An 18,806-nucleotide genomic window follows, 5' to 3' on the forward strand; every position below is an offset into this window, starting at 1 on the left:
CCCCAATGGCGAGCGAGCGCCGCGAACGGTCGACGGAGGCCTTCTTCGGGCGCCGCCACGGCAAGGCGATCCGGCCGCTCCAGGCTTCGGCCCTGGCGGCCGGTCTTGAAAAGTACCGGATAGATATCGAACAGCCGGACCCGGGCGACCTTCGCCGGCTGTTTCCGGTCAAGGTGTCGAAGCTGCGGCTCGAAATCGGCTTCGGCGGTGGCGAGCATCTGCGCCATGCCGCCGCGGCCGAGCCCGACACCGGCTTCATAGGTGTCGAGCCCTTCGTCAACGGCCTGGCCAAGATGATGGTGGCGCTGGACCGGCAGCCGCTCGCCAATCTGCGCATTTACGACGACGATGCGACCCGGGTGCTCGACTGGCTCCCGCCGGCCTCGCTCGACGGCATAGACCTCTTCTATCCCGATCCGTGGCCGAAGCGGCGGCACTGGAAGCGCCGCTTCGTCAGTCCGACCAATCTTGACCGCTTCGCCCGCGTGCTCAAACCGGGCGGAAAATTCCGTTTCGCTTCCGACATCGACCATTACATCAATTGGACGCTGCTGCATTGCCGGGCGCATGGCGCGTTCGAATGGCAGGCGCGCGACGCCGATGACTGGCGCCGGCCTTACGAGACCTGGGTGCGCACCAGATACGAGGCGAAGGCCATTCGCGAAAACCGCATCCCGGCCTATCTGACATTCGTCAGGACGTAGGACGCTCGTCAGGGTTGACGCCGGCTATCCGGTCAATCCGAGAACCGCCTACCCGACCATCCGGCTAGGCGGGCGTTCCTTGGCCAATTTCTTGAACTTCTTCACGACCATATCGCGCTTCAGCTTGGAAATATGGTCGATGAACAGCACGCCGTTGAGATGGTCGATCTCGTGCTGCAGACAGGTTGCCAGAAGGCCCTCGGCCTCCGTCTCCTGAAGCTTGCCGTCGCGGTCGAGATATTTCACGCGCACGGTCGCCGGCCGCTCCACCTCGGCATAATAATCCGGGATCGACAGGCAGCCTTCCTCATAGACCGAACGCTCTTCGCCGCTAGCGACAATCTCCGGATTGATGAAAACCTGCGGCGCAGGCTTCTCGTCTTCCTTAGCGAGATCGATGACCAGCATTCTGAGCGGCTCGCCGACCTGGATCGCCGCCAGTCCAATGCCCGGCGCGTCATACATGGTTTCCAGCATATCGTCGGCCAGCTTGAGCAGCGGCGCGTCGACTTGGCTGACGGGCTTTGAAACCTGGCGGAGGACTGGGTCGGGAAGGATGATGAGAGGCTTGATCGACATCGTGTTCACGTAATCGCTCGCCTTAATTCAGTCAACCGCGACCGATGTGCAAATGTTCATGTTTTGATCTATCGCCGAATCGCGTATCGTACGCGGGCATGAACGAACTCAGCTCAATACTCTCGGCCCCCGTTGCGCAGCTTGGCGCATCCACCGTCACGCTCGGCCAGCTGCTCGCTGTCGCCGCCACGCTGTTCCTTGTCCTGCTGGTGGCGCTGATCGCGGCGCTCTGGCGCGCGGCGAATGCGCGTGCGGCGGCCGCGGCCGAAGCCGCGGACCACGCCCGCGATGCCGAAGCGCGCATGGCCGGCATATTGCAGGCGCAGGCCGAAATGCAGGGCCGGCTCGGCGCGGTCGCCGAAGTGTTCGGCGCGAGACAGGCCGAGCTCACCCAGTCGATCGGCCAGCGCCTCGACGCCATGACCGGCCGCATCGGCCAGACCATGACCGAGCAGACCAGGTCGACGCATGAGAGCCTGGCGAAACTGCAGGAGCGGCTGGCGGTCATCGACACCGCGCAGGGCAACATCCAGTCGCTCGCCGGCCAGGTCGTGCAGCTTCAGGCGATCCTCTCCAACAAGCAGACGCGCGGCGCCTTCGGCCAGTCGCGCATGGAAGCGATCGTTGCCGACGGCCTGCCGCACGGCGCCTACGAGTTCCAGGCGACGCTTTCCAACGGCAACCGGCCGGACTGCGTCGTGAAAATGCCGAACGATGCGCCGTCCCTGGTCATCGATGCGAAATTCCCGCTGGAAGCTTGGAACGCCATCCGCGCAGCCGCCGACAGCGAAGGTTCCGAGGCGCAGAAATATGCCGCCCAGGCGTTCAGGCGCGATCTCGAAGTGCACATCAAGGCAATTTCGGAAAAGTACCTGATAAATGGCGAGACGCAGGACACCGCCTTCCTGTTCGTGCCGTCGGAATCGATCTTCGCCGAGATCCACGAGAACTTCGAATCGATCGTGCATCGCGCGCATCGCGCCCGCATCGTGATCGTCTCGCCGTCGCTGCTGATGCTGTCGATCCAGGTCATTCAGGCGATCCTCAAGGACGCCTCGATGCGCGAGCAGGCGCATCTGATCCAGGGCGAGGTCATCCGCCTGATGGAAGACGTCTCGCGCCTCGACGAACGCGTGCGTAAGCTGCAGACGCATTTCGGCCAGGCCTCGAAGGACATAGACGACATTCTGGTCTCGTCCTCGAAGGTGACCAAGCGCGGCCAGAAGATCGAGGCGCTGGAATTCGGGACGCCTGGCGCGGAGACCGCGGAAGTTGTCGCCGCACCGGTCAAGGCGCGGAGCGCCGATTCAAGGACCGGTCAGCTCAGGTTGCGGGTGGTCGACGAAGCGGACGCCTGAACGCAGGCCGTCGTGGCGCTTCGAGCGCTCTTGCCCTTGCCCCGATTCTCTTGTTTCACTCATCTGCCAGCCAGCCGGAGGAGCGAATCATGGCCAAGGGTCAATTGCGCAGCAACAAGGAAGCCAGGAAACCGAAAAAGGACGCCAAGAAGCCGGCGCCCGCGCCAGCGCTCAAGGCGGCGCCGGTTCCCGCAGCCAAGCTGAAGGACAAGAAATAGCCTTCGGAAGAACCGATGAAGGCGGCCGGCGCCTATATCCCGCCGGCCGCCTTCATTTGAGCGCTGCGCGTCCTTCGAAAAAGCTCCGGTTTTCGGAGAAATGAGTTTGAGATGCCAGAATTCCCTCTGGCGGTGCCGGGACGACCCTGCACCTTGCGACACGGTCGGGACGGCCCGCCGAATCCACGAGGCCGGACATGGCTTGGACTTATCTTTTCTTCGCGGGACTGTTTGAAATCGGTTGGGCTATCGGCCTGAAATATACCGACGGCTTCACCCGCCTCACGCCGACGCTGCTGACCGTCGCCAGCATGGTCATCAGCCTCGGCCTGCTCGGGCTTGCCCTCAAGACGCTGCCGGTCGGCACCGCCTATGCGGTCTGGACCGGCATAGGCACGGTCGGCACCGCTGTGCTCGGCATCTACCTGCTCGGCGAGCCGGCCACCGTCATCAGGCTGGTCTGCATCGGGCTGATCGTGGCAGGCATTGTCGGCCTCAAGCTGGTCGCCTGAAGCCGTCGAGTACTAGCCGAACCGCTTGCGCTGCTTGCGCGCCGCATAACGCGCGTCGCGCTTGGCCTTGCGCTCGGCCTCGTCCGCTAGAAGGCGAGCGATACGCTCGGTTTCTTCCGCTTCCTTGGCCTTGGCCTCGGCGGCAGCAGCTTCCTCGGCGGCAATGCGTGCTGCTTCAGCCGCCGCTTCGCGCTCGGCGCGCTCGACCGCTTCACGGGCCAGCTTTTCCTGCCTCAGCTTTTCCTTCTCCGCAGCCCGCTTCTCGCGCGCCTCGAGGATCGCCTTGCGCTCGGCCTGCTTGGCCAAGACCTGGGGGTCGTTCGGGTCGGGCTTTGCCTTGAACCGCTCCAGCAGCGCCTTTTTCGCCTCGTTTGCCGCGTTGCGCCGCTCGAAAATGTCTTTCTCTCTGTAGATAGCCAATGTCCGCCTTCAATTCTTGTCGTCGATTGCGCCGCTTACATACGCGCGATAGCCGAGAGTTCAAGCGTCAAATGGGAATGCCTGCCATGAAATCGCCCGCTATGTTGCCGCAGGGGAACGCTTTTGCGGCATACCCGAAATGGACTGTTCACCGGATGGGCACTGGCGGCAGGCCCGCCGTGCAGCTACCTGTGCGGGCGATATAGCGAGGAGAATCCATGGAACTCGGCCTCTACACCTTCGCCGACGTCAGCCTCGACAAGGGGCCCGGCGCGATCACCCCGCACCAGCGCCTGCGCAACCTCATCGAGGAGATCGAACTGGCCGACCAGGTCGGGCTCGATGTGTTCGGCCTCGGCGAGCACCACCGGCCCGACTACGCCGCTTCGGCCCCGGTCGTGGCGCTTGCCGCCGCTGCCGAGCGCACAAAGCGCATCCGGCTGACCAGTGCCGTTACCGTGCTCTCCTCGGACGATCCGGTGCGCGTCTTCCAGCAATTCTCGATGCTCGATCTCCTGTCAGGCGGTCGCGCCGAGATCATGGCCGGGCGCGGCTCGTTCATCGAATCGTTCCCGCTGTTCGGCTACGACCTGAACGACTACGACACGCTGTTTGCCGAGAAGCTCGAACTGCTGCTCAAGCTGCGCGAAAGCGAACACATATCGTGGTCGGGCGGCAAGCATACGCCGAGAATCGAGGGTCGCGGCGCCTATCCGCGCCCGCTCCAGGACAAGCTGCCGATCTGGATCGCGGTCGGCGGCACGCCCAATTCGGTCGCCCGCGCCGGCGTACTCGGCCTGCCGCTGGCGCTCGCCATCATCGGCGGCGAGCCGGCGCGTTTCGCGCCGCTCTTCGATCTCTACCGGCAGGCTGCCGGCCGCGCCGGCCATGATCCGGCAACGCTCGCCACCAGCATCAATGTGCACGGCTTCATCGCCGAAACCACCGAACAGGCGGCCGACGACTTCTATCTCCCACAGGCCGAAGTGATGAACCGTATCGGCCGCGAGCGTGGCTGGGGCCCGACGTCGAGAGCGCATTTCGACCAGTCGCGCGGCCCGCGCGGCGCGCTCTTCGTCGGAAATCCGGAAGAGGTCGCCGAAAAGATCGTGGCCCACCATCGCATCTTCGGGAACGACCGTTTTCTGCTGCAGATGGCGATCGGCATGATGCCGCACGCCAAGCTGATGAAGGCGATCGAGCTTTACGGCACGAAGGTCGCTCCGATCGTGCGCAAGGAAACCGCCAAAGCCCCGGCCGTCGCCGCGCCCTGATCGAGCCCGGCGGAACTTCGGCGCGGCATGCGCATTGTTGCGCGTAAAGGATTTTTCGCGCCGGCACCCGCCGGATGAGCGAAGATCGGGGGAACTCGAGCCATGACGATCCAACCCGCCGTTCCCGGTGACGACAAGCCGGAAACTGCGCGGTCTGCGTCCGATACGCGGCTGATGCGCTCGCTGCTGATCGGCATCTTCATCTTCACCGCCGTCTACGCGCTCTATTTCGCGCGCGATTTCTTCATGCCGGTCCTTCTCGCCTTCATGCTGGCGCTGATGCTGACGCCGATCGTGCGCTTCCTACGCCGGCACGGCGTGCCGGAGGCGCTGTCGGCCACGTTCCTGGTGGTTCTGTCGGTCATCGGCATCGGCGGCGCCGGATATTTCATGAGCGGCCCAGTCATGGACCTGGTCAACGATGCTCCGGCGATCGGGCGCGAACTCACCGAGCGTTTGGCCGAACTGCGCCATCCATTCGAGCGGGTGATGCAGGTCTCCCGGCAGGTCGAGCAGGTCGCCGAAACCACGCAGGAGCCCGGCGTACAGAAAGTGGTGGTCGCGCAGCCCGGCATCGTCTCGCAGGCCGCGGGCAACCTTCTGTCCGCCGCTACGACCATCGCCATCACCTTCGTGCTGTCGCTGTTCCTGCTCGCCTCGGGCACGATGTTCTACGAGAAGATCATTCAGTCCTTTGCCCGCATGAGCGAAAAGAAGCGGGCTTTGCGCGTCGTCTACGATGTCGAGCGCGAGATCTCGCGCTATCTGCTCACCGTGGCGCTTATAAACGGCGGGCTTGGGCTCGCCGTCGGCCTCGGCCTGTGGGCGATCGGCCTGCCGAACCCATTCGTCTGGGGCGTCGCCGCCGCCCTGCTCAACTTCCTGCCCTATATCGGCGCGCTGATGACGATTGTGCTTGTCGCCGCCATCTCGATCATCAGCTTCGATAGCCTGGCATACGCCTTGGTCGCGCCGGCCTTCGTAGTGGCCTGCAACATCACCGAAGGCCAGTTTGTGACGCCGCTGGTGGTCGGTCGCCGCCTTGAGATCAACGCCGTGGCGATCTTCATCGCCGTCGCCTTCTGGTCATGGCTGTGGGGTTTCGTCGGCGCGCTGATCGCCGTGCCGATCCTGGTGGTCATCAAGGTTTTCTGCGACCATTTCGACAGCCTGCGCCATGTCGGCAATTTCCTGGCGGCGCAGCAGACGGCCGAAGAACCGGAGGAGCAGTCGGAGCCGGCCGGTTAGCATCGTTTATTGGTCCAGCCTTTGCAGCCATGGACATCGCTCCCCATATCCGGGTTCCCGATCCCCGGAAGCGTCTCATGATCCCTCTTTCCGTTCTCGACCTGTCGCCGATCACCGAAGGTGGCACCGCCTCGCAATCGCTCGCCAACACGCTCGATCTCGCCCGCCACACCGAGCGGCTCGGCTATCGGCGCTACTGGCTCGCCGAGCATCACAACATGCCGGGCATCGCCAGCGCCGCCACATCGGTCGTGATAGCGCATGTCGCGGCGGGCACCTCGACCATCCGCGTCGGCGCCGGCGGCATCATGCTGCCCAACCACGCGCCTTTGGTCATCGCCGAGCAGTTCGGCACGCTGGCGGCGCTGCATCCGGGCCGCATCGACCTCGGCCTCGGCCGCGCGCCGGGCACCGATATGGCGACGGCGCGGGCGCTGCGCCGCAATCTGGAGGCCGGCGTCGACAGCTTTCCGCAGGACGTCGTCGAGCTGATCGGCTATTTCCAGCCTGCCGAACCCGGCCAGCGCATCCGCGCCGTGCCCGGTGAGGGCCAGAATGTACCCGTGTGGATTCTCGGCTCGTCCACCTATGGCGCGCAGCTTGCCGCCATGCTCGGCCTGCCTTACGCCTTCGCTTCCCATTTCGCGCCGGCCGAAATGGAGCACGCGCTCGACATCTACCGCTCGCGCTTCCAGCCCTCGGCGCAACTCGACAAGCCCTATGTGATGCTCGGGCTGAACGTCATCGCAGCGGCGACCGACGCGGAAGCCGAGCTTCTGTTTTCGTCACTGCAGCAGGCATTCGTCAATCTGCGCACCGGCCGCCCCGGTCCGTTGCCGCCGCCTGTCCCCGGCTACAGGAACCAGATCGAACCGATGGCCAGCGCGATGCTCGACCAGGCTCTTTCCTGCGCCATCGTCGGCTCGCCCGAAACCGTGCGCAGCGGCCTCGACGCCTTCATCCGGCGCACCGGCGCGGACGAACTGATGGTCACTGCGCAGATATTCGATCATGCGGCGCGGCTTCGCTCGTTCGAGATACTGGCCGACGCGCATCGGGAATTGTCGAAGGCGGCTTAAGCTCAGGAGAAGCTCAGGAGACAGTTTACTTTTCCCGCCCGTGCGAACCCTCAGCCGCGCGGCCTTTTCCGCGGAAAGAAAGTAATAAAACTGTCCCCGGCACAGCGGTACGTCACTCGGTCCGCGAAAACTTCATCACCCAGTTGGTTTCCCAGTTCTTGCCGTCGTCCTGCGAAAATGCCTGCTCCCAGCGCGGGCTTTGCGTCGATGGCGTCCAGGTGAAGCGGGCGCGCACCGTCCGGCCCTCATGCTCCTCGTCGCCGTAGAAGACGCCTGTTCCGTTCTCAAAACGACCAACCATGGGCGGCAGCACGCGGTGGCGGTCATTGTCGGCCCAGTGGATCGACCATAGCCCGTCGGCGGGATTGAATATCCGCAGGGCCAGTCCGGCAAACGCCTTTCCAGGGATTGTCATCTCCTCCAGATTGCCCGCGCCGTTCAGGAGCTTGCGGCAGGTCGAGATGGCCGTGAACCGCGTCCACTCGCTGCTTCCGGCAAACCGCTTCGCCAGCCTCTCGTTCTCGATTGCCCAGCTTCCGATCAGGAAATCAAACCCGGCCGCGCCGTCCTGCTCTTGAGAAATCATGCTGTTTTCTCTCCCGGCGCGGAAATGCGCCTCCGACGGCTACAATCTAGCAGGGCGCTCCTGACAACTCCCCGTCAGGAGCGAAGCATTTGTTTGCGCTGCCGAAGGCGGTGGAAGGGGCGGGCTCCTGACCCGCCGCATGAGATACCCCTGTGGATAGAATCGACCCTCATTTCGGCTAGATCGAAGAAATCACCCTTGCGGATCAATGGTATAACAACCGGATCGAAATTATTTCGCTCCCCGTTTATCCCACACCCCTGCCGCTTCCGCATAATGGCCTCACCGTTCTGGCGGGACCTTGGTGCGCACCGCATTCCGGTACGACGCGTCAATGCTTCGTGGAGAGAAGGCGGATCATCCGCGCGTCATTGTCCATGGAAAGAACATGGAGCGGGGCGCGTGACCGGTCGACCGGGCGACAGACACCGGACGGGCGGGCATGGGAGTGCCTGTTCCTTTACGAATTCGTGCGGCGCTTTCCTGCCCGCCCGTCTTCCTGACTACCTCACCCTGAGCTTGTCGAAGGGGCAATGGCCAGGGCGGAAACGCAGCGTGGCAACGGAGAAGCGCATGCCGGGGGACAGTTTACTTTCTTTCCGCGGAAAGGCGGCGGCAGTCGACAGGTTTGCGCGGGCGGAAAAAAGTAAACTGTCCCCTGCGGCAGACCAAGCGTGGCGATGATGAAGCGAGTCTCTTCCCCTGTCCCCTTGTGGGGAGGGAAACCTCACCTCAGCGCCTCCACCAGACCTTTGTCCGGAAAGCACGTCGCCGCGCGGCCGTTTTTCTTCTGCCACTCGCCGATCGAGCGCCGCGTCTTGAAGCCGGGCAGGCCGTCGGCGCCGCCGACATCATAGCCGGCCCGCTCCAGCCCGCGCTGAAGGTCGGCCACATCCGAACGGTAGAGCCCGCCGACCTTGCCCCAGCGGCCGACAAAATTCCTGTCGCCGCCGGCGATGCGGTCGGCGGCGTGGCCGATGAACAGCGCGTAGAGATCGCTCTCATTATACTTCTTGAGCACGTAGAAATTGGGCGTAACGATAAAAGCGGGGCCGCTGCGTCCGGCGGGCATCAGCAAAAAGCCCTCGGCGCGGGCCTCATGCGCCGGGAACGGCTTGCCGCCAACGCGCGAAATGCCCATCGCCGCCCACTCGGAAATTTTTCTCCCCCGGTCCGGACCTTCGAGCGCGCAGGAAACGCTGTCCGGCACCGTCACCTCGAAACCCCAGTCGCGCCCCTTCACCCAGCCGTAATTGACGAGGTAATTGGCGATCGAACCCAGCGTGTCGGGCACGGAGTTCCAGATGTCGGGCCGGCCGTCGCCGTCGAGATCGACGGCATGATCGAGAAACGAGGTGGGCAGGAATTGCGGCTGGCCGAGCGCGCCGGCCCAGGACGACTTCATCGCCTTCGGGCTGGCAAGGCCGCGCTCGACCATGACGAGAGCGGCGATCACCTCCTTGCGAAACATCTCCTTGCGGGTCGACATGAACGCCTTGGTCGCCAGCACCTCGAAGGCGTTGTGCGGGATCTTCGCCGTGCCGAAACCGGATTCGCGGCCCCAGATCGCCAGCGCGATCTCACCCGGAACGCCGTAGCGCTTCTCGATGGCGGCCAGCGTCCTCGCATGCTGCCCCGCTCGCGATCTGCCGCCGGACGTCACCCCCCCGATCGGGCCGAAATAGCTGCCGGGCGAGCCGAACTCGGCCTGATGCTGCCTTTTCGGCGTCTTCGGCTTTTGCCCCGGCATTACCAGATCGGGCAATTTGAGATTGGGTTTCATGCCGGCGAACGCTGCCTCGAAGGTCTGTTGCGAGACGCCGTTGGCGCTGGCCTGCGGCCACAGATCGTTCCGGAGCCATGCCCGGAACTGCTCGTCGATCTTTGCGGCGGATGCAGGATTTGTCCACGCCAACAGCAGCGCGGTTATCATGAGCAAGAGCGTACGCGACAGGAAAGCGTGCGGGTTCTTTCTCATCGTGGTCAGGCATTCGTTCATCGCAGATAGAATTCCCGATCGTTGGATCAAAACACGGTTCTGGATTTCAGCGCCGCAGCCAGCGTTCCCTCGTCGAGATAATCGAGTTCGCCGCCGACCGGCACGCCATGCGCCAGCCGCGTCACCCTGACCCCGAATTCGGCAAGCTGGTCGGTGAGGTAATGCGCCGTGGTCTGGCCTTCGACCGTGGCGTTGACGGCAAGGATCACCTCCCTGACCTCGCCCGCCGCAATGCGGTCCACCAGTTGCCGGATGGTGAGTTGGTCCGGGCCGATGCCGTCGAGCGGCGACAGCGTGCCGCCAAGCACGTGGTAGAGTGCGTTCAGGCCCGTGGCGCGCTCCATCGCCCAGAGGTCCGAAACATCCTCGACGACGATGATCGTCGACTGGTCGCGGCGCGGGTCGGTGCAGATCATGCATGGATCGGCCGTGTCGACATTGCCGCAATTCGAGCAGACCCGGACCTTCTCGACCGCCTCTCCCATCGCCGAGGCGAGCGGCGCAAGAAGCTGCTCCTTCTTCTTGATGAGGTGAAGCGCCGCGCGCCTGGCCGAGCGCGGCCCGAGCCCCGGCACCTTGGCCAGAAGCTGGATCAGGCGTTCGATTTCAGGACCGGCGACTCGTTTCGACATGGCGTTGGTTTAGCGGGAAAGGTGGAAATTGGGTAGCGCCGGCTTTGCCGTCCGTTATGCTGATTGTGCGGAGCAGTGAGAAAGCGGCTCATGAACACGGATAAAAACATCATCATCCGCACGGCCACTCCGGACGACGAGGAGATGCTCTCGGACCTGCTGGCAGCCGCCTATGGCGAGCTCGCCCGTGGGTCGTATGATTCCGAGGCGTTTGCCGCCGCCCTGCCGCTGATGTCGCACGCAAATCCGAAGCTGCTGGAGAGCGGCAGCTATTACATCGCCGAGATCGACGGGGCTGCCGCGGGCTGCGGCGGCTGGACTATGGACAAGCCTGGCAGCGGCGAAATCGTGGAAGGGGTCGGACATATCCGCCATTTCGCCACGCATCCGGCCCATCTGCGCAAGGGCATTGCCCGGCTGCTCCTGGAGCACTGCCTCGCCGAGGCACGCGCGGCGGGCATCCGGGTGATGATGAGCCAATCGACCCTGCCGGCGGAGCAATTCTACGCCGCGGCGGGCTTTCGCCGGAAGGGCCCGATCGAGGTCGAGATGGGGCCGGGCGTGGTTCTTCCGGCGGTCGAGATGCAGCGGACGCTCGCCTAAAATGGCAGTTTCATGCCGGGCGGTATCGGCAGCCCGGCCGTCAGCGCCTTGGTCTTTTCCTGCATGATCGCCTCGACCTTGGTCTTGGCGTCGTTGTGCGCGGCAAGGATCAGATCCTCGAGTATCTCGACTTCGTCCTCCTTGAACAGCGACGGGTCGATCTTCAGCGATTTCATCTCGAACTTGCCCGAGATCGTCACCTGCACCAGTCCGCCGCCGGACTGGCCGGTTGCCTCCAGATTGGCGATCTCTTCCTGCATAGCCTGGAACTTGGCCTGCATTTCCTTCGCCTTGCCCATCAGGCCGATAAGATCCTTCATGGCGATATCCTTTGCTCAGTTCTCGTCGTCATCTTCGATTGCGGCTTCCGGCGGCAGGTCGGCGTCGATATCGGGCAAGTCAGGCGCGTCGGGGATGCGCACGTCGATGATCTTGGCGCCCGGAAACCGCGCCAGGATCGCGGCGACGGCGGGATCGCTGCGGGCGTCCTGGAAGGCGTTTTCGCGCTTGCTCGTTTCCTGTTCGGCAAGCGTTTGCCCGCCTTCCTCGCGCGACAGCGAAACCAGCCAGTTGCGGCCGGTCCAAGCCTTGAGCTTGACGGTCAGGTCGCCAAGCAGCGTCTTCGGCGCGTCGCCGGTCAGGCTGACGTCGAGCCGGCCCGGTTCGATCTTGACCAGCCGCACACAGCGCTTGACCAACACCTTGAAAGCCATGTCGCGATGCGAGTCGGCCAACGCGACCAGATCGGCGAGCGACTTGATCTGGACGGTGGGAGGCGGCGCGGCCTCGGCGACCGGTTCGGGCTTCGGCATTTCCGCCGGAGCGGGTTCGGTCGTAACCAGCCGCATCGTCTGGCCGCCGCCATTGCCCGCCGGCATCCGGCTCTGGGCGACCGCGCTCGCGCCATTGTTGGGGCCGACCGGAGAAGCCGACGGCAGTGACGGCCGCGGCGTGGCGGTGACGGACGGCGATGGCCCGTCGCCGAGCGATTTCAGGGCCTCGTCGAGCGTAGGAAGATCGGACGCATGCGCGAGGCGGATGAGGACCATTTCGGCCGCACTCACCGGCCGGTTCGAGGCCTGCACCTCGGGAATGCCCTTGAGCAGCATCTGCCAGCTGCGCGACAACACGCGCACCGACAGCGCCTGGGCGAATTCGCGGCCGCGCCGCCGCTCCTCCTCGGAAAGCGAAGCGTCATCGGCTGCCGATGGCACGAAGCGCAGGCGGGTGACGAGATGATTGAACTCGGCAAGGTCGGTCAGCACGGCGACCGGATCGGCGCCGGTGTCGTACTGGGAGCGGAATTCGTTAAGGGCGGCAGCCGCATCGCCCTTCATGACATGCTCGAACAGATCGACAATGCGGGCGCGATCCGCGAGCCCGAGCATCGAGCGGACCGCCTCGGCGGTCACCCTGCCGGCGCCGTGTGCGATCGCCTGGTCGAGGATCGATTGGGCGTCGCGGACCGAACCTTCGGAGGCGCGCGCGATCATCGCCAGCGCGTCGTCGTCGACCTCGATCTCTTCCAGTGTGGCAATGTTGCGCAGATTGGCGGTCAGCGTTCCGGCGTCCACGCGACGCAGATCGAAACGCTGGCAACGCGACAGGATGGTGATCGGGACTTTGCGGATCTCGGTCGTTGCGAAGATGAACTTCACATGCGGCGGCGGCTCTTCCAGCGTCTTCAACAGGCCGTTGAATGCCTGCGTGGACAGCATGTGCACCTCGTCGATGATGTAGACCTTGTAGCGCGCCGAGACAGGGGCGTAGCGAACCTGCTCGATAATGTCGCGGATGTCGTCGATGCCGGTGTGCGAGGCGGCGTCCATCTCGATGACATCGACATGGCGGCCATCCATGATCGCCTTGCAATGCTCACCGATCGTGGTGAGCTCGACCGAAGGCTGGTCGATTTCGGCGGTCTTGTAATTGAGAGCCCGCGCCAGAATGCGCGCAGTCGTGGTCTTGCCGACGCCGCGTACGCCGGTCAGCATCCAGGCCTGCGCGATGCGGCCCGAGGAGAATGCATTGGTAAGGGTGCGGACCATCGGCTCCTGGCCGATGAGGCTGGAAAAATCGGACGGACGGTACTTTCGCGCAAGAACACGGTAGGCGCCAGGGGCCTTGCCTGTCTGGTTGCTTCCGGCTTCGCTCATTCGCCCGTTTTGCTCCACTGGCCAACTGTGCGCGGCCGATTCCAGAAACGTGAGTGTCGCCCGCGCCGCAACGCGCCGTCAATGTCGCGGCGGCCTTTAAAAAGCGGTTTGCGAAGAGGTGGGAGGCTGGAACAATGACCCGTTCCGGGCTCGTTAGGGCTGCTTCCTTCCGGACCTGACCCGGTTGGCGAGTGGATCGTCCACCACCAACCTCCCGGCTTTCATATCGTCAATTGCGCCGCAAATTGCAAGACCATCGGCCGAATCGGCTTGGACAGGTGATTTGGACCATGATTCGCTTGCAGCGCTCCGGAAGGCGCTCTAGCCTTTCTGGCAAATCGAGGAAACGCCAATGCAGACTGGCCAAAAGGCCGGATTCGAGCTCGACGCGCGGCTGGAAGCCGACAGCGAACAGCTGATGTGGCTCGGCCTGTGCGAATTGCGCGTCATGAACGACCGGCGCTGGCCATGGCTGATCCTGGTTCCGCAGCGCCCGGGCGCCGAGGAGGTGCATGAATTGACGCCGCTCGACCAGGCCATGTTGACCTTCGAATCCAACATGGTCGCGCAGGCGCTTAAAACCGTCACCAACTGCACCAAAATCAACACCGCGGCGCTCGGAAACATCGTGCGCCAACTCCATGTGCATGTGGTGGCTCGGTCTGAGGGTGATCCTGGCTGGCCGGGGCCGGTTTGGGGCCACGGCATGCGCGAGCCCTACAAACCTGACGACATCCGCCGCTTTTGCGAGAAAATCAAAGCGGCGCTTTAGCCCTCTCATGCATTCCATTGTCGAGCACCGAATGAATTTTCGCCTTTTCGACGCGCCCGAGCGCGAGCCAAGCCAGTTTGTCGGGTTCGCCGGCAACGGGATCGATCGGCAGTCGGAGAACCGCAGCGATGACTCCGTCGAGAAGGCACTGGAAGACCCCGGCGCACGCGTGATGCTGATACGCGAGGGCCGCCTGCTGTTGAAGCGGATCGAGGACCGCTTCGACGCGCATTTCCTGCTGAACGAATGCGATCCGCTCGAAACGAGGCTGGACGACGCAATCCTGCTTGGCTTCGACGAAAGCGGACCGATACTTGCGGCGCCCTGCCTCCTGGATCCCGAGCACCTGCCCGAGACGATCAAGGCGATCGACCACCGCTCAATCTACATACAGGGGCTTATCGACCCGGCTGCGCTCGGTGCGTTGGCGCAGGGCGCGGCGCTTCTGTCCTGGCACGCCAGCCATGTGTATTGCGGCAGATGCGGGCAGCGCACGGAAATGCGGGCGGGCGGGTACAGGAGGCGTTGCCCGGCCTGTAATACCGAGCATTTTCCGCGCACCGATCCTGTCGCGATCATGCTTTCGGTTACCGCCGACCGGTGTCTCCTCGGGCGTGGCAAGCATTTTTCGCCCGGCATGTACTCGGCGCTCGCCGGCTTCATCGAGCCCGGCGAAACGATCGAGGCGGCGGTGCGCCGCGAGACCTTCGAGGAAGCGGGCATTAGGCTCGGGCGGGTGGTCTACCACGCCAGCCAGCCCTGGCCGTTTCCGTATTCGCTGATGATCGGCTGCTTCGGCGAGGCGCTGAACGAGAATATTTCAGCCGACATGAACGAATTGGAAGATTGCCGCTGGTTTTCACGCGACGAAGTCCTGGCGGCCATCGCAGGCAATCATCCCGACGGCATTTTCGTTCCGCCCAACGGCGCCATCGCACACCACCTGATCCGCCACTGGGCCGAGAGCGGATAGCGGGAAATTACCTGATCGAAGTCAGATAATTCTTGCCTCAGAAAATTACCTGACTAAAGTCAGGTAATGAACATCTCGCAAATCACACAGATACGCAGCTTCAGCCGCGCGGTGACGCGTCGTGTCGGCGCGCTGGAAGACAGCTATCTGCGCCGTGGGCGCCCGCTTGGCGAGGCGCGGCTCCTTTTCGAGATCGGGCCGAAAGGGGCGGGGCTCAGCGCGCTTCGCAGCCGGCTTGGACTTGATTCAGGCCATCTCAGCCGCATGCTGCGTTCGCTCGAAGCGCAGGGTCTCGTCTCGGTGGAAAAGCTCGATGGCGATGCCCGCAGCCGCCGCGCGATGCTGACCGAGAAGGGCCGCGCCGAGCACGCAGCCTACGACGCCCTGTCGGACGAACTTGCGAATTCCATTCTCGAGCCGCTTTCGGCAGCGGCGCGGGACCGGCTCGTTGCCGCGGCGGCGGAGGTCGAGCGGCTGCTCGCCGCCGCATCGATCACCGTCGAGGAGGAGGCTGCCAACACCGAGGAAGCGCGGCAATGCCTGGCGCAATATTTCAACGAACTCGCCGAGCGCTTCGAGGAAGGGTTCGACCCGGGCAAGGGAAACACGACGACCGAGGAGGACTTCATCCCTCCCCAGGGCAGTTTCGTGATCGCCCGGCTCGACGGCAATCCGGTAGGCTGCGGAGCGCTGCGGATGATCGATGCCGCAACGGCGGAGATCAAACGGATGTGGGTCGCACCTTCGGCGCGTGGTCTTGGCGTCGCCAGCCGCATGTTGCGCAAACTGGAGGCGATCGCGGTTGGCTTCGGCGCGGAGACTGTGTGCCTCGACACCAACCGCTCGCTCAAGGAGGCGCAGTCTCTGTATAAGCGCGAAGGCTATACCGAAATTGCTCGCTTCAACGACAATCCCTACGCCGACCACTGGTTCGCCAAGCGCTTGTAGCTGACGGCACCGTTGCCGGCTTCAGTCCGCCACTTTCCATTCCTCACGCGATTCGCTGCGCGGATAGACGCCGAGGATGCGCATCTCCCTGGAGAAGAAGCGGAGTTCATCGAGCGCCAGCTTGACGTTGTTGTCGTCAGGATGGCCCTCGATGTCGGCATAGAACAGCGTCGCCGTGAAAGCGCCGAGCTGATAGCTTTCGAGCTTCGTCATGTTGACGCCGTTGGTGGCGAAGCCACCCATAGCCTTGTAGAGGGCCGCCGGCACGTTTCGCACCCGAAAGATGAAGGTCGTCATCATCCTGGCATCGGCCGTCGGCCGTTCCACCCAGGTCTTGGACTTCGAAAGCACGACGAAGCGGGTGACGTTGTTTTCAGTGTCCTCGACATTCTCTTCCAGAATATCGAGGCCGTAGAGGCTGGAGGCGAGGCGAGGCGCCAGAGCCGCCATCGTCCGGTCATTGAGCTCGGCGACCAGCTTTGCCGCACCCGCCGTGTCGCCGGCGACCATCGGTTTCCAGCCGTTCTTGCGGATGTATTTGCGGCACTGGCCAAGCGCGTGGATGTGGCTGTGAATGGTCTTGATCTCCTGCCTTTTCACGCCCGGCAGCACCATCAGCTGGAAATGGATCGGCAAGAAATATTCGCCGACAATGTGCAGGCGCGATTCCGGCAGCAGGTGATGGATGTCGGCGACGCGCCCGGCGATGGTGTTCTCGATCGGGATCATCGCGAGGTCGGCCTTGCCCGTCTCTACCGCGTTGAACGCATCCTCGAAGGTCGGGCAGGGCAGCGGCTCCATCGACGGATAGACGTTGCGGCAGGCCGTGTCGGAATTGGCGCCCGGCTCGCCCTGGAAGGATATTCTGTTGGTCTTTTCAGGCGGCATAGTCGGGCCTTCTTAAGCGATGGTCAGGATTTCACGGGCGCGGGCAAGATCCTCCGGCGTGTCGACACCGAGCGGCACCAACTGCACGATCTCGACGTCGATGCGCATGCCTGCCTCGAGCGCCCGCAACTGCTCGAGCCGCTCGCGCCGTTCCAGCGGCGATGGCGAGAGGCTGACAAAGCGTTCCAGCGCCGCGCGCCGATAGGCGTAGAGCCCGATGTGATGGTAGAGCGGCCCGTCGCCCCAAGGCGCGGTCGCGCGGGTGAAATAAAGCGCGCGCAACCGGGTGTCGGAAAGCGGCGAGCCCACGACCTTGACGACGTTCGGATTGATCTTCTCCTCGTCGCGGTAAATCTCGACGCAGAGCGTAGCGATGTCCACCGTCCGATCCTCCAACGGCCGCAAGGCGGCGCGGATGGTTTCCGGGTCGATGGTCGGCAGGTCGCCCTGGACGTTGATTACGGTTTCGACCTCGGCGCCAGGGTCGAGCGCCGACAGGGCTTCGAATATCCGATCCGAGCCCGATTCGTGATCCGTCCGGGTCATCACCGCCTCGAGGCCGTGAGCCTGCACCGCCTCGCGCACGGCCTCCGTGTCGGTCGCTACGACGACGCGGCCGAGCCCGCTTTCGCGCGCTCTTTCGGCGACGTGGACGATCATCGGGCGGCCGCCAATGTCGGCCATCGGCTTGCCCGGAAGGCGGGTCGAAGCCATGCGGGCGGGGATCAGAATGAGGGTCGACATAGTGGGGTAAATCAGTCTCGGAGGGGCGGTTAAAAGTGTCAAAAGGTCTCACTGGCCCCGCCCTTATAGGTGTTGCAACCCACAAGCAAAAGACCTAGTTTCCGCCGCAATTCGGCCGGGCACGGCCGGTTGTGAAATCAAGCCGGCTGCCGTCGTGGAGGCGCACCTCCCGCCAGCCCGCCGGATCAGGAAGCCTGGGGCGCAGATGGACTCTTTCGAATTCAACAAGCTGATCGGCGGTCTCCTGGGCGCGGTATTCATTGTCTTCTCGATTTCGATCGCCTCTGATGCGATCTTCGCCTCCCCCTCTCCCGAAAAGCCTGGTTTCATCATCGAGGCCGCTGAGGAAGAACCCGCCGGAGGCGCACCGGCGGTGCCCGTTGAAGAGCCTATCGCCGTGCTGCTGGCCAGCGCCAACCCGGAAGCCGGCGCGGCCGTATTCAAGAAGTGCACCGCCTGCCATACCGTGGAGAGCGGCGGGGCCAACAAGGTCGGGCCAAATCTCTGGAACATTGTCGATCGTCCTCTGGCCTCGCACGAAGGCTTTGCATATTCCGCGGCGATGAAGGAGTTCGCGCAGGGCGGCTCGGTGGTCTGGGATTACCAGCACCTCAGCGACTTCCTGGCGTCGCCGAAAGGCTACATCAAAGGTACCGCAATGGGTTTTGCGGGCGTGAAGAAGCCCGACGAGCGCGCCGATCTGATCGCCTATCTGCGCACACTGTCGGACAACCCGGCGCCGCTGCCCGAAGCAGCCGCCCCTGCCGCCGCAGCCGAACCCGCCGCGGCTCCCGAGAGCGGCGCTGCACCGGCTGAAGCTGCGCCTGCCGAAGCACCGGCAGCCCCTGCCGAAGCACCGGCAGCCCCTGCCGAAGCCGCACCTGCACCGGACACGACTCCGGCGCCTTCCGAGTCCGCACCTGCGCCGGCTGAACCTGCAGAGCCAGCGCCGGCTCCCGCGGAACCCGCGCCTGCTCAATGACAAATTTGTAATCTCGAAAATCATGAAAAAGCCGGGTTCCGCCCGGCTTTTTTTGTTAGACATCTCGAATATACCGCCGAAATACCGGCCCCGGCCCGTTTTCAGGAGCGGGAGTGGGCCTAGATAGGTTC

21 protein-coding genes and 1 other RNA gene are annotated in these 18,806 nt (G+C 63.9%); 12 read left to right on the top strand and 10 right to left on the bottom strand.

Translation table 11 applies throughout. The annotated features are described in order from the left end of the window. The first annotated feature begins 5 nt into the window (after window positions 1–5). On the top strand, window positions 6–704 hold the full coding sequence (locus ABVK50_RS28155) for a tRNA (guanine(46)-N(7))-methyltransferase TrmB (protein WP_353643446.1): 699 nt from the start codon (window positions 6–8) through the stop codon (window positions 702–704). Between the two features lie 48 nt (window positions 705–752). On the opposite strand, the gene def is transcribed toward ABVK50_RS28155, so the two are convergent. Beyond that, on the bottom strand, window positions 753–1,283 hold the full coding sequence (def, locus tag ABVK50_RS28160; protein ID WP_353645778.1) for a peptide deformylase: 531 nt from the start codon (window positions 1,281–1,283) through the stop codon (window positions 753–755). Window positions 1,284–1,381: 98 nt separating this feature from the next. On the opposite strand from def, the gene ABVK50_RS28165 reads away from it, so the two are divergent. The 3 genes from ABVK50_RS28165 (at window position 1,382) to sugE (ending at window position 3,371) form a co-directional block, all read left to right on the top strand. Then, the gene (locus ABVK50_RS28165) at window positions 1,382–2,641 is read left to right on the top strand and encodes a DNA recombination protein RmuC (protein WP_353643445.1); all 1,260 of its coding nucleotides are present in this window, start codon (window positions 1,382–1,384) and stop codon (window positions 2,639–2,641) included. Window positions 2,642–2,730: 89 nt separating this feature from the next. Next, on the top strand, window positions 2,731–2,859 hold the full coding sequence (locus ABVK50_RS28170) for a hypothetical protein (RefSeq protein WP_353643444.1): 129 nt from the start codon (window positions 2,731–2,733) through the stop codon (window positions 2,857–2,859). Between the two features lie 197 nt (window positions 2,860–3,056). Beyond that, window positions 3,057–3,371, top strand: coding sequence for a quaternary ammonium compound efflux SMR transporter SugE (gene sugE / locus ABVK50_RS28175; protein ID WP_353643443.1), 315 nt, complete (start codon window positions 3,057–3,059; stop codon window positions 3,369–3,371). 12 nt (window positions 3,372–3,383) lie between these two features. Here sugE and ABVK50_RS28180 read toward each other — a convergent pair whose 3' ends face one another. Then, on the bottom strand, window positions 3,384–3,791 hold the full coding sequence (locus ABVK50_RS28180) for a DUF6481 family protein (protein ID WP_353643442.1): 408 nt from the start codon (window positions 3,789–3,791) through the stop codon (window positions 3,384–3,386). A gap of 218 nt (window positions 3,792–4,009) precedes the next feature. Here ABVK50_RS28180 and ABVK50_RS28185 point away from each other — a divergent pair, with 218 nt between their 5' ends. The 3 genes from ABVK50_RS28185 to ABVK50_RS28195 all read left to right on the top strand — a co-directional run bounded on the left by ABVK50_RS28185 (window position 4,010) and on the right by ABVK50_RS28195 (window position 7,392). Next, on the top strand, window positions 4,010–5,065 hold the full coding sequence (locus ABVK50_RS28185; RefSeq protein WP_353643441.1) for an LLM class flavin-dependent oxidoreductase: 1,056 nt from the start codon (window positions 4,010–4,012) through the stop codon (window positions 5,063–5,065). Window positions 5,066–5,167: 102 nt separating this feature from the next. Next, window positions 5,168–6,313 (top strand): AI-2E family transporter, encoded by a 1,146-nt coding sequence (locus ABVK50_RS28190; protein ID WP_353643440.1) that lies wholly within the window; start codon window positions 5,168–5,170, stop codon window positions 6,311–6,313. A gap of 77 nt (window positions 6,314–6,390) precedes the next feature. Beyond that, complete coding sequence (locus ABVK50_RS28195) at window positions 6,391–7,392, top strand: LLM class flavin-dependent oxidoreductase (protein WP_353643439.1); 1,002 nt, start codon at window positions 6,391–6,393, stop codon at window positions 7,390–7,392. A gap of 112 nt (window positions 7,393–7,504) precedes the next feature. Here the strand turns inward: ABVK50_RS28195 and ABVK50_RS28200 are convergent, their stop codons facing one another. The 3 genes from ABVK50_RS28200 to recR form a co-directional block, all read right to left on the bottom strand. Continuing rightward, entirely contained in the window at window positions 7,505–7,978 is a 474-nt protein-coding gene (locus ABVK50_RS28200; RefSeq protein WP_353643438.1) for a hypothetical protein, read from the bottom strand. A 727-nt stretch (window positions 7,979–8,705) separates the two neighbouring features. After that, a complete protein-coding gene (locus tag ABVK50_RS28205) occupies window positions 8,706–9,911 on the bottom strand; it encodes a lytic murein transglycosylase (protein WP_353645777.1) in 1,206 nt (401 codons plus the stop codon). Window positions 9,912–10,003: 92 nt separating this feature from the next. After that, window positions 10,004–10,609 (bottom strand): recombination mediator RecR, encoded by a 606-nt coding sequence (gene recR, locus ABVK50_RS28210; RefSeq protein ID WP_353643437.1) that lies wholly within the window; start codon window positions 10,607–10,609, stop codon window positions 10,004–10,006. A 90-nt stretch (window positions 10,610–10,699) separates the two neighbouring features. Here recR and ABVK50_RS28215 point away from each other — a divergent pair, with 90 nt between their 5' ends. Further along, window positions 10,700–11,212: a GNAT family N-acetyltransferase gene (locus tag ABVK50_RS28215; protein WP_353643436.1), complete on the top strand. Its 513-nt coding sequence runs from the start codon at window positions 10,700–10,702 to the stop codon at window positions 11,210–11,212. Here the strand turns inward: ABVK50_RS28215 and ABVK50_RS28220 are convergent. From ABVK50_RS28220 to ffs, 3 genes are all read right to left on the bottom strand, one after another. Next, entirely contained in the window at window positions 11,209–11,532 is a 324-nt protein-coding gene (locus ABVK50_RS28220; protein WP_353643435.1) for a YbaB/EbfC family nucleoid-associated protein, read from the bottom strand. The genes ABVK50_RS28215 and ABVK50_RS28220 overlap by 4 nt on opposite strands. Window positions 11,533–11,547: 15 nt before the next feature. Continuing rightward, window positions 11,548–13,368 carry a DNA polymerase III subunit gamma/tau gene (locus tag ABVK50_RS28225; protein WP_353643434.1) on the bottom strand — a complete coding sequence of 607 codons (1,821 nt, stop codon included), beginning with the start codon at window positions 13,366–13,368 and terminating at the stop codon, window positions 11,548–11,550. Between the two features lie 118 nt (window positions 13,369–13,486). Next, an RNA gene (gene ffs / locus ABVK50_RS28230) (signal recognition particle sRNA small type) lies at window positions 13,487–13,583 on the bottom strand. A gap of 137 nt (window positions 13,584–13,720) precedes the next feature. Between ffs and ABVK50_RS28235 the strand changes: the two genes are divergently transcribed. From ABVK50_RS28235 to ABVK50_RS28245, 3 genes are all read left to right on the top strand, one after another. Then, the gene (locus ABVK50_RS28235) at window positions 13,721–14,140 is read left to right on the top strand and encodes an HIT family protein (RefSeq protein WP_353643433.1); all 420 of its coding nucleotides are present in this window, start codon (window positions 13,721–13,723) and stop codon (window positions 14,138–14,140) included. Window positions 14,141–14,171: 31 nt separating this feature from the next. Further along, entirely contained in the window at window positions 14,172–15,113 is a 942-nt protein-coding gene (gene nudC / locus ABVK50_RS28240) for an NAD(+) diphosphatase (RefSeq protein ID WP_353643432.1), read from the top strand. 66 nt (window positions 15,114–15,179) lie between these two features. Further along, window positions 15,180–16,061 carry a helix-turn-helix domain-containing GNAT family N-acetyltransferase gene (locus tag ABVK50_RS28245; protein ID WP_353643431.1) on the top strand — a complete coding sequence of 294 codons (882 nt, stop codon included), beginning with the start codon at window positions 15,180–15,182 and terminating at the stop codon, window positions 16,059–16,061. Between the two features lie 21 nt (window positions 16,062–16,082). Here ABVK50_RS28245 and ABVK50_RS28250 read toward each other — a convergent pair whose 3' ends face one another. Both ABVK50_RS28250 and ABVK50_RS28255 read right to left on the bottom strand, forming a co-directional pair. Beyond that, on the bottom strand, window positions 16,083–16,949 hold the full coding sequence (locus ABVK50_RS28250; protein WP_353643430.1) for a prephenate dehydratase: 867 nt from the start codon (window positions 16,947–16,949) through the stop codon (window positions 16,083–16,085). Window positions 16,950–16,961: 12 nt separating this feature from the next. Continuing rightward, the gene (locus ABVK50_RS28255; protein WP_353643429.1) at window positions 16,962–17,693 is read right to left on the bottom strand and encodes a 3-deoxy-manno-octulosonate cytidylyltransferase; all 732 of its coding nucleotides are present in this window, start codon (window positions 17,691–17,693) and stop codon (window positions 16,962–16,964) included. Window positions 17,694–17,898: 205 nt separating this feature from the next. Between ABVK50_RS28255 and ABVK50_RS28260 the strand changes: the two genes are divergently transcribed. Continuing rightward, window positions 17,899–18,675 (top strand): cytochrome c family protein, encoded by a 777-nt coding sequence (locus tag ABVK50_RS28260; protein WP_353643428.1) that lies wholly within the window; start codon window positions 17,899–17,901, stop codon window positions 18,673–18,675. The last annotated feature ends 131 nt before the right edge of the window (window positions 18,676–18,806 follow it).

The sequence above is a fragment of the Mesorhizobium sp. WSM2240 genome (assembly GCF_040438645.1).
In the GTDB taxonomy this organism is placed as follows: domain Bacteria; phylum Pseudomonadota; class Alphaproteobacteria; order Rhizobiales; family Rhizobiaceae; genus Allomesorhizobium.

What these genes read in the sequence shown, in the direction of transcription:
- ABVK50_RS28155 (WP_353643446.1), top strand. Translation starts at nt 6, where the DNA reads ATGGCGAGCGAGCGCCGCGAACGGTCGACGGAGGCCTTCTTCGGGCGC.
- def (WP_353645778.1), bottom strand. Translation starts at nt 1,283, where the DNA reads ATGTCGATCAAGCCTCTCATCATCCTTCCCGACCCAGTCCTCCGCCAG.
- ABVK50_RS28165 (WP_353643445.1), top strand. Translation starts at nt 1,382, where the DNA reads ATGAACGAACTCAGCTCAATACTCTCGGCCCCCGTTGCGCAGCTTGGC.
- ABVK50_RS28170 (WP_353643444.1), top strand. Translation starts at nt 2,731, where the DNA reads ATGGCCAAGGGTCAATTGCGCAGCAACAAGGAAGCCAGGAAACCGAAA.
- sugE (WP_353643443.1), top strand. Translation starts at nt 3,057, where the DNA reads ATGGCTTGGACTTATCTTTTCTTCGCGGGACTGTTTGAAATCGGTTGG.
- ABVK50_RS28185 (WP_353643441.1), top strand. Translation starts at nt 4,010, where the DNA reads ATGGAACTCGGCCTCTACACCTTCGCCGACGTCAGCCTCGACAAGGGG.
- ABVK50_RS28190 (WP_353643440.1), top strand. Translation starts at nt 5,168, where the DNA reads ATGACGATCCAACCCGCCGTTCCCGGTGACGACAAGCCGGAAACTGCG.
- ABVK50_RS28195 (WP_353643439.1), top strand. Translation starts at nt 6,391, where the DNA reads ATGATCCCTCTTTCCGTTCTCGACCTGTCGCCGATCACCGAAGGTGGC.
- ABVK50_RS28200 (WP_353643438.1), bottom strand. Translation starts at nt 7,978, where the DNA reads ATGATTTCTCAAGAGCAGGACGGCGCGGCCGGGTTTGATTTCCTGATC.
- ABVK50_RS28205 (WP_353645777.1), bottom strand. Translation starts at nt 9,911, where the DNA reads ATGATAACCGCGCTGCTGTTGGCGTGGACAAATCCTGCATCCGCCGCA.
- recR (WP_353643437.1), bottom strand. Translation starts at nt 10,609, where the DNA reads ATGTCGAAACGAGTCGCCGGTCCTGAAATCGAACGCCTGATCCAGCTT.
- ABVK50_RS28215 (WP_353643436.1), top strand. Translation starts at nt 10,700, where the DNA reads ATGAACACGGATAAAAACATCATCATCCGCACGGCCACTCCGGACGAC.
- ABVK50_RS28220 (WP_353643435.1), bottom strand. Translation starts at nt 11,532, where the DNA reads ATGAAGGATCTTATCGGCCTGATGGGCAAGGCGAAGGAAATGCAGGCC.
- ABVK50_RS28225 (WP_353643434.1), bottom strand. Translation starts at nt 13,368, where the DNA reads ATGAGCGAAGCCGGAAGCAACCAGACAGGCAAGGCCCCTGGCGCCTAC.
- ABVK50_RS28235 (WP_353643433.1), top strand. Translation starts at nt 13,721, where the DNA reads ATGCAGACTGGCCAAAAGGCCGGATTCGAGCTCGACGCGCGGCTGGAA.
- nudC (WP_353643432.1), top strand. Translation starts at nt 14,172, where the DNA reads ATGAATTTTCGCCTTTTCGACGCGCCCGAGCGCGAGCCAAGCCAGTTT.
- ABVK50_RS28245 (WP_353643431.1), top strand. Translation starts at nt 15,180, where the DNA reads ATGAACATCTCGCAAATCACACAGATACGCAGCTTCAGCCGCGCGGTG.
- ABVK50_RS28250 (WP_353643430.1), bottom strand. Translation starts at nt 16,949, where the DNA reads ATGCCGCCTGAAAAGACCAACAGAATATCCTTCCAGGGCGAGCCGGGC.
- ABVK50_RS28255 (WP_353643429.1), bottom strand. Translation starts at nt 17,693, where the DNA reads ATGTCGACCCTCATTCTGATCCCCGCCCGCATGGCTTCGACCCGCCTT.
- ABVK50_RS28260 (WP_353643428.1), top strand. Translation starts at nt 17,899, where the DNA reads ATGGACTCTTTCGAATTCAACAAGCTGATCGGCGGTCTCCTGGGCGCG.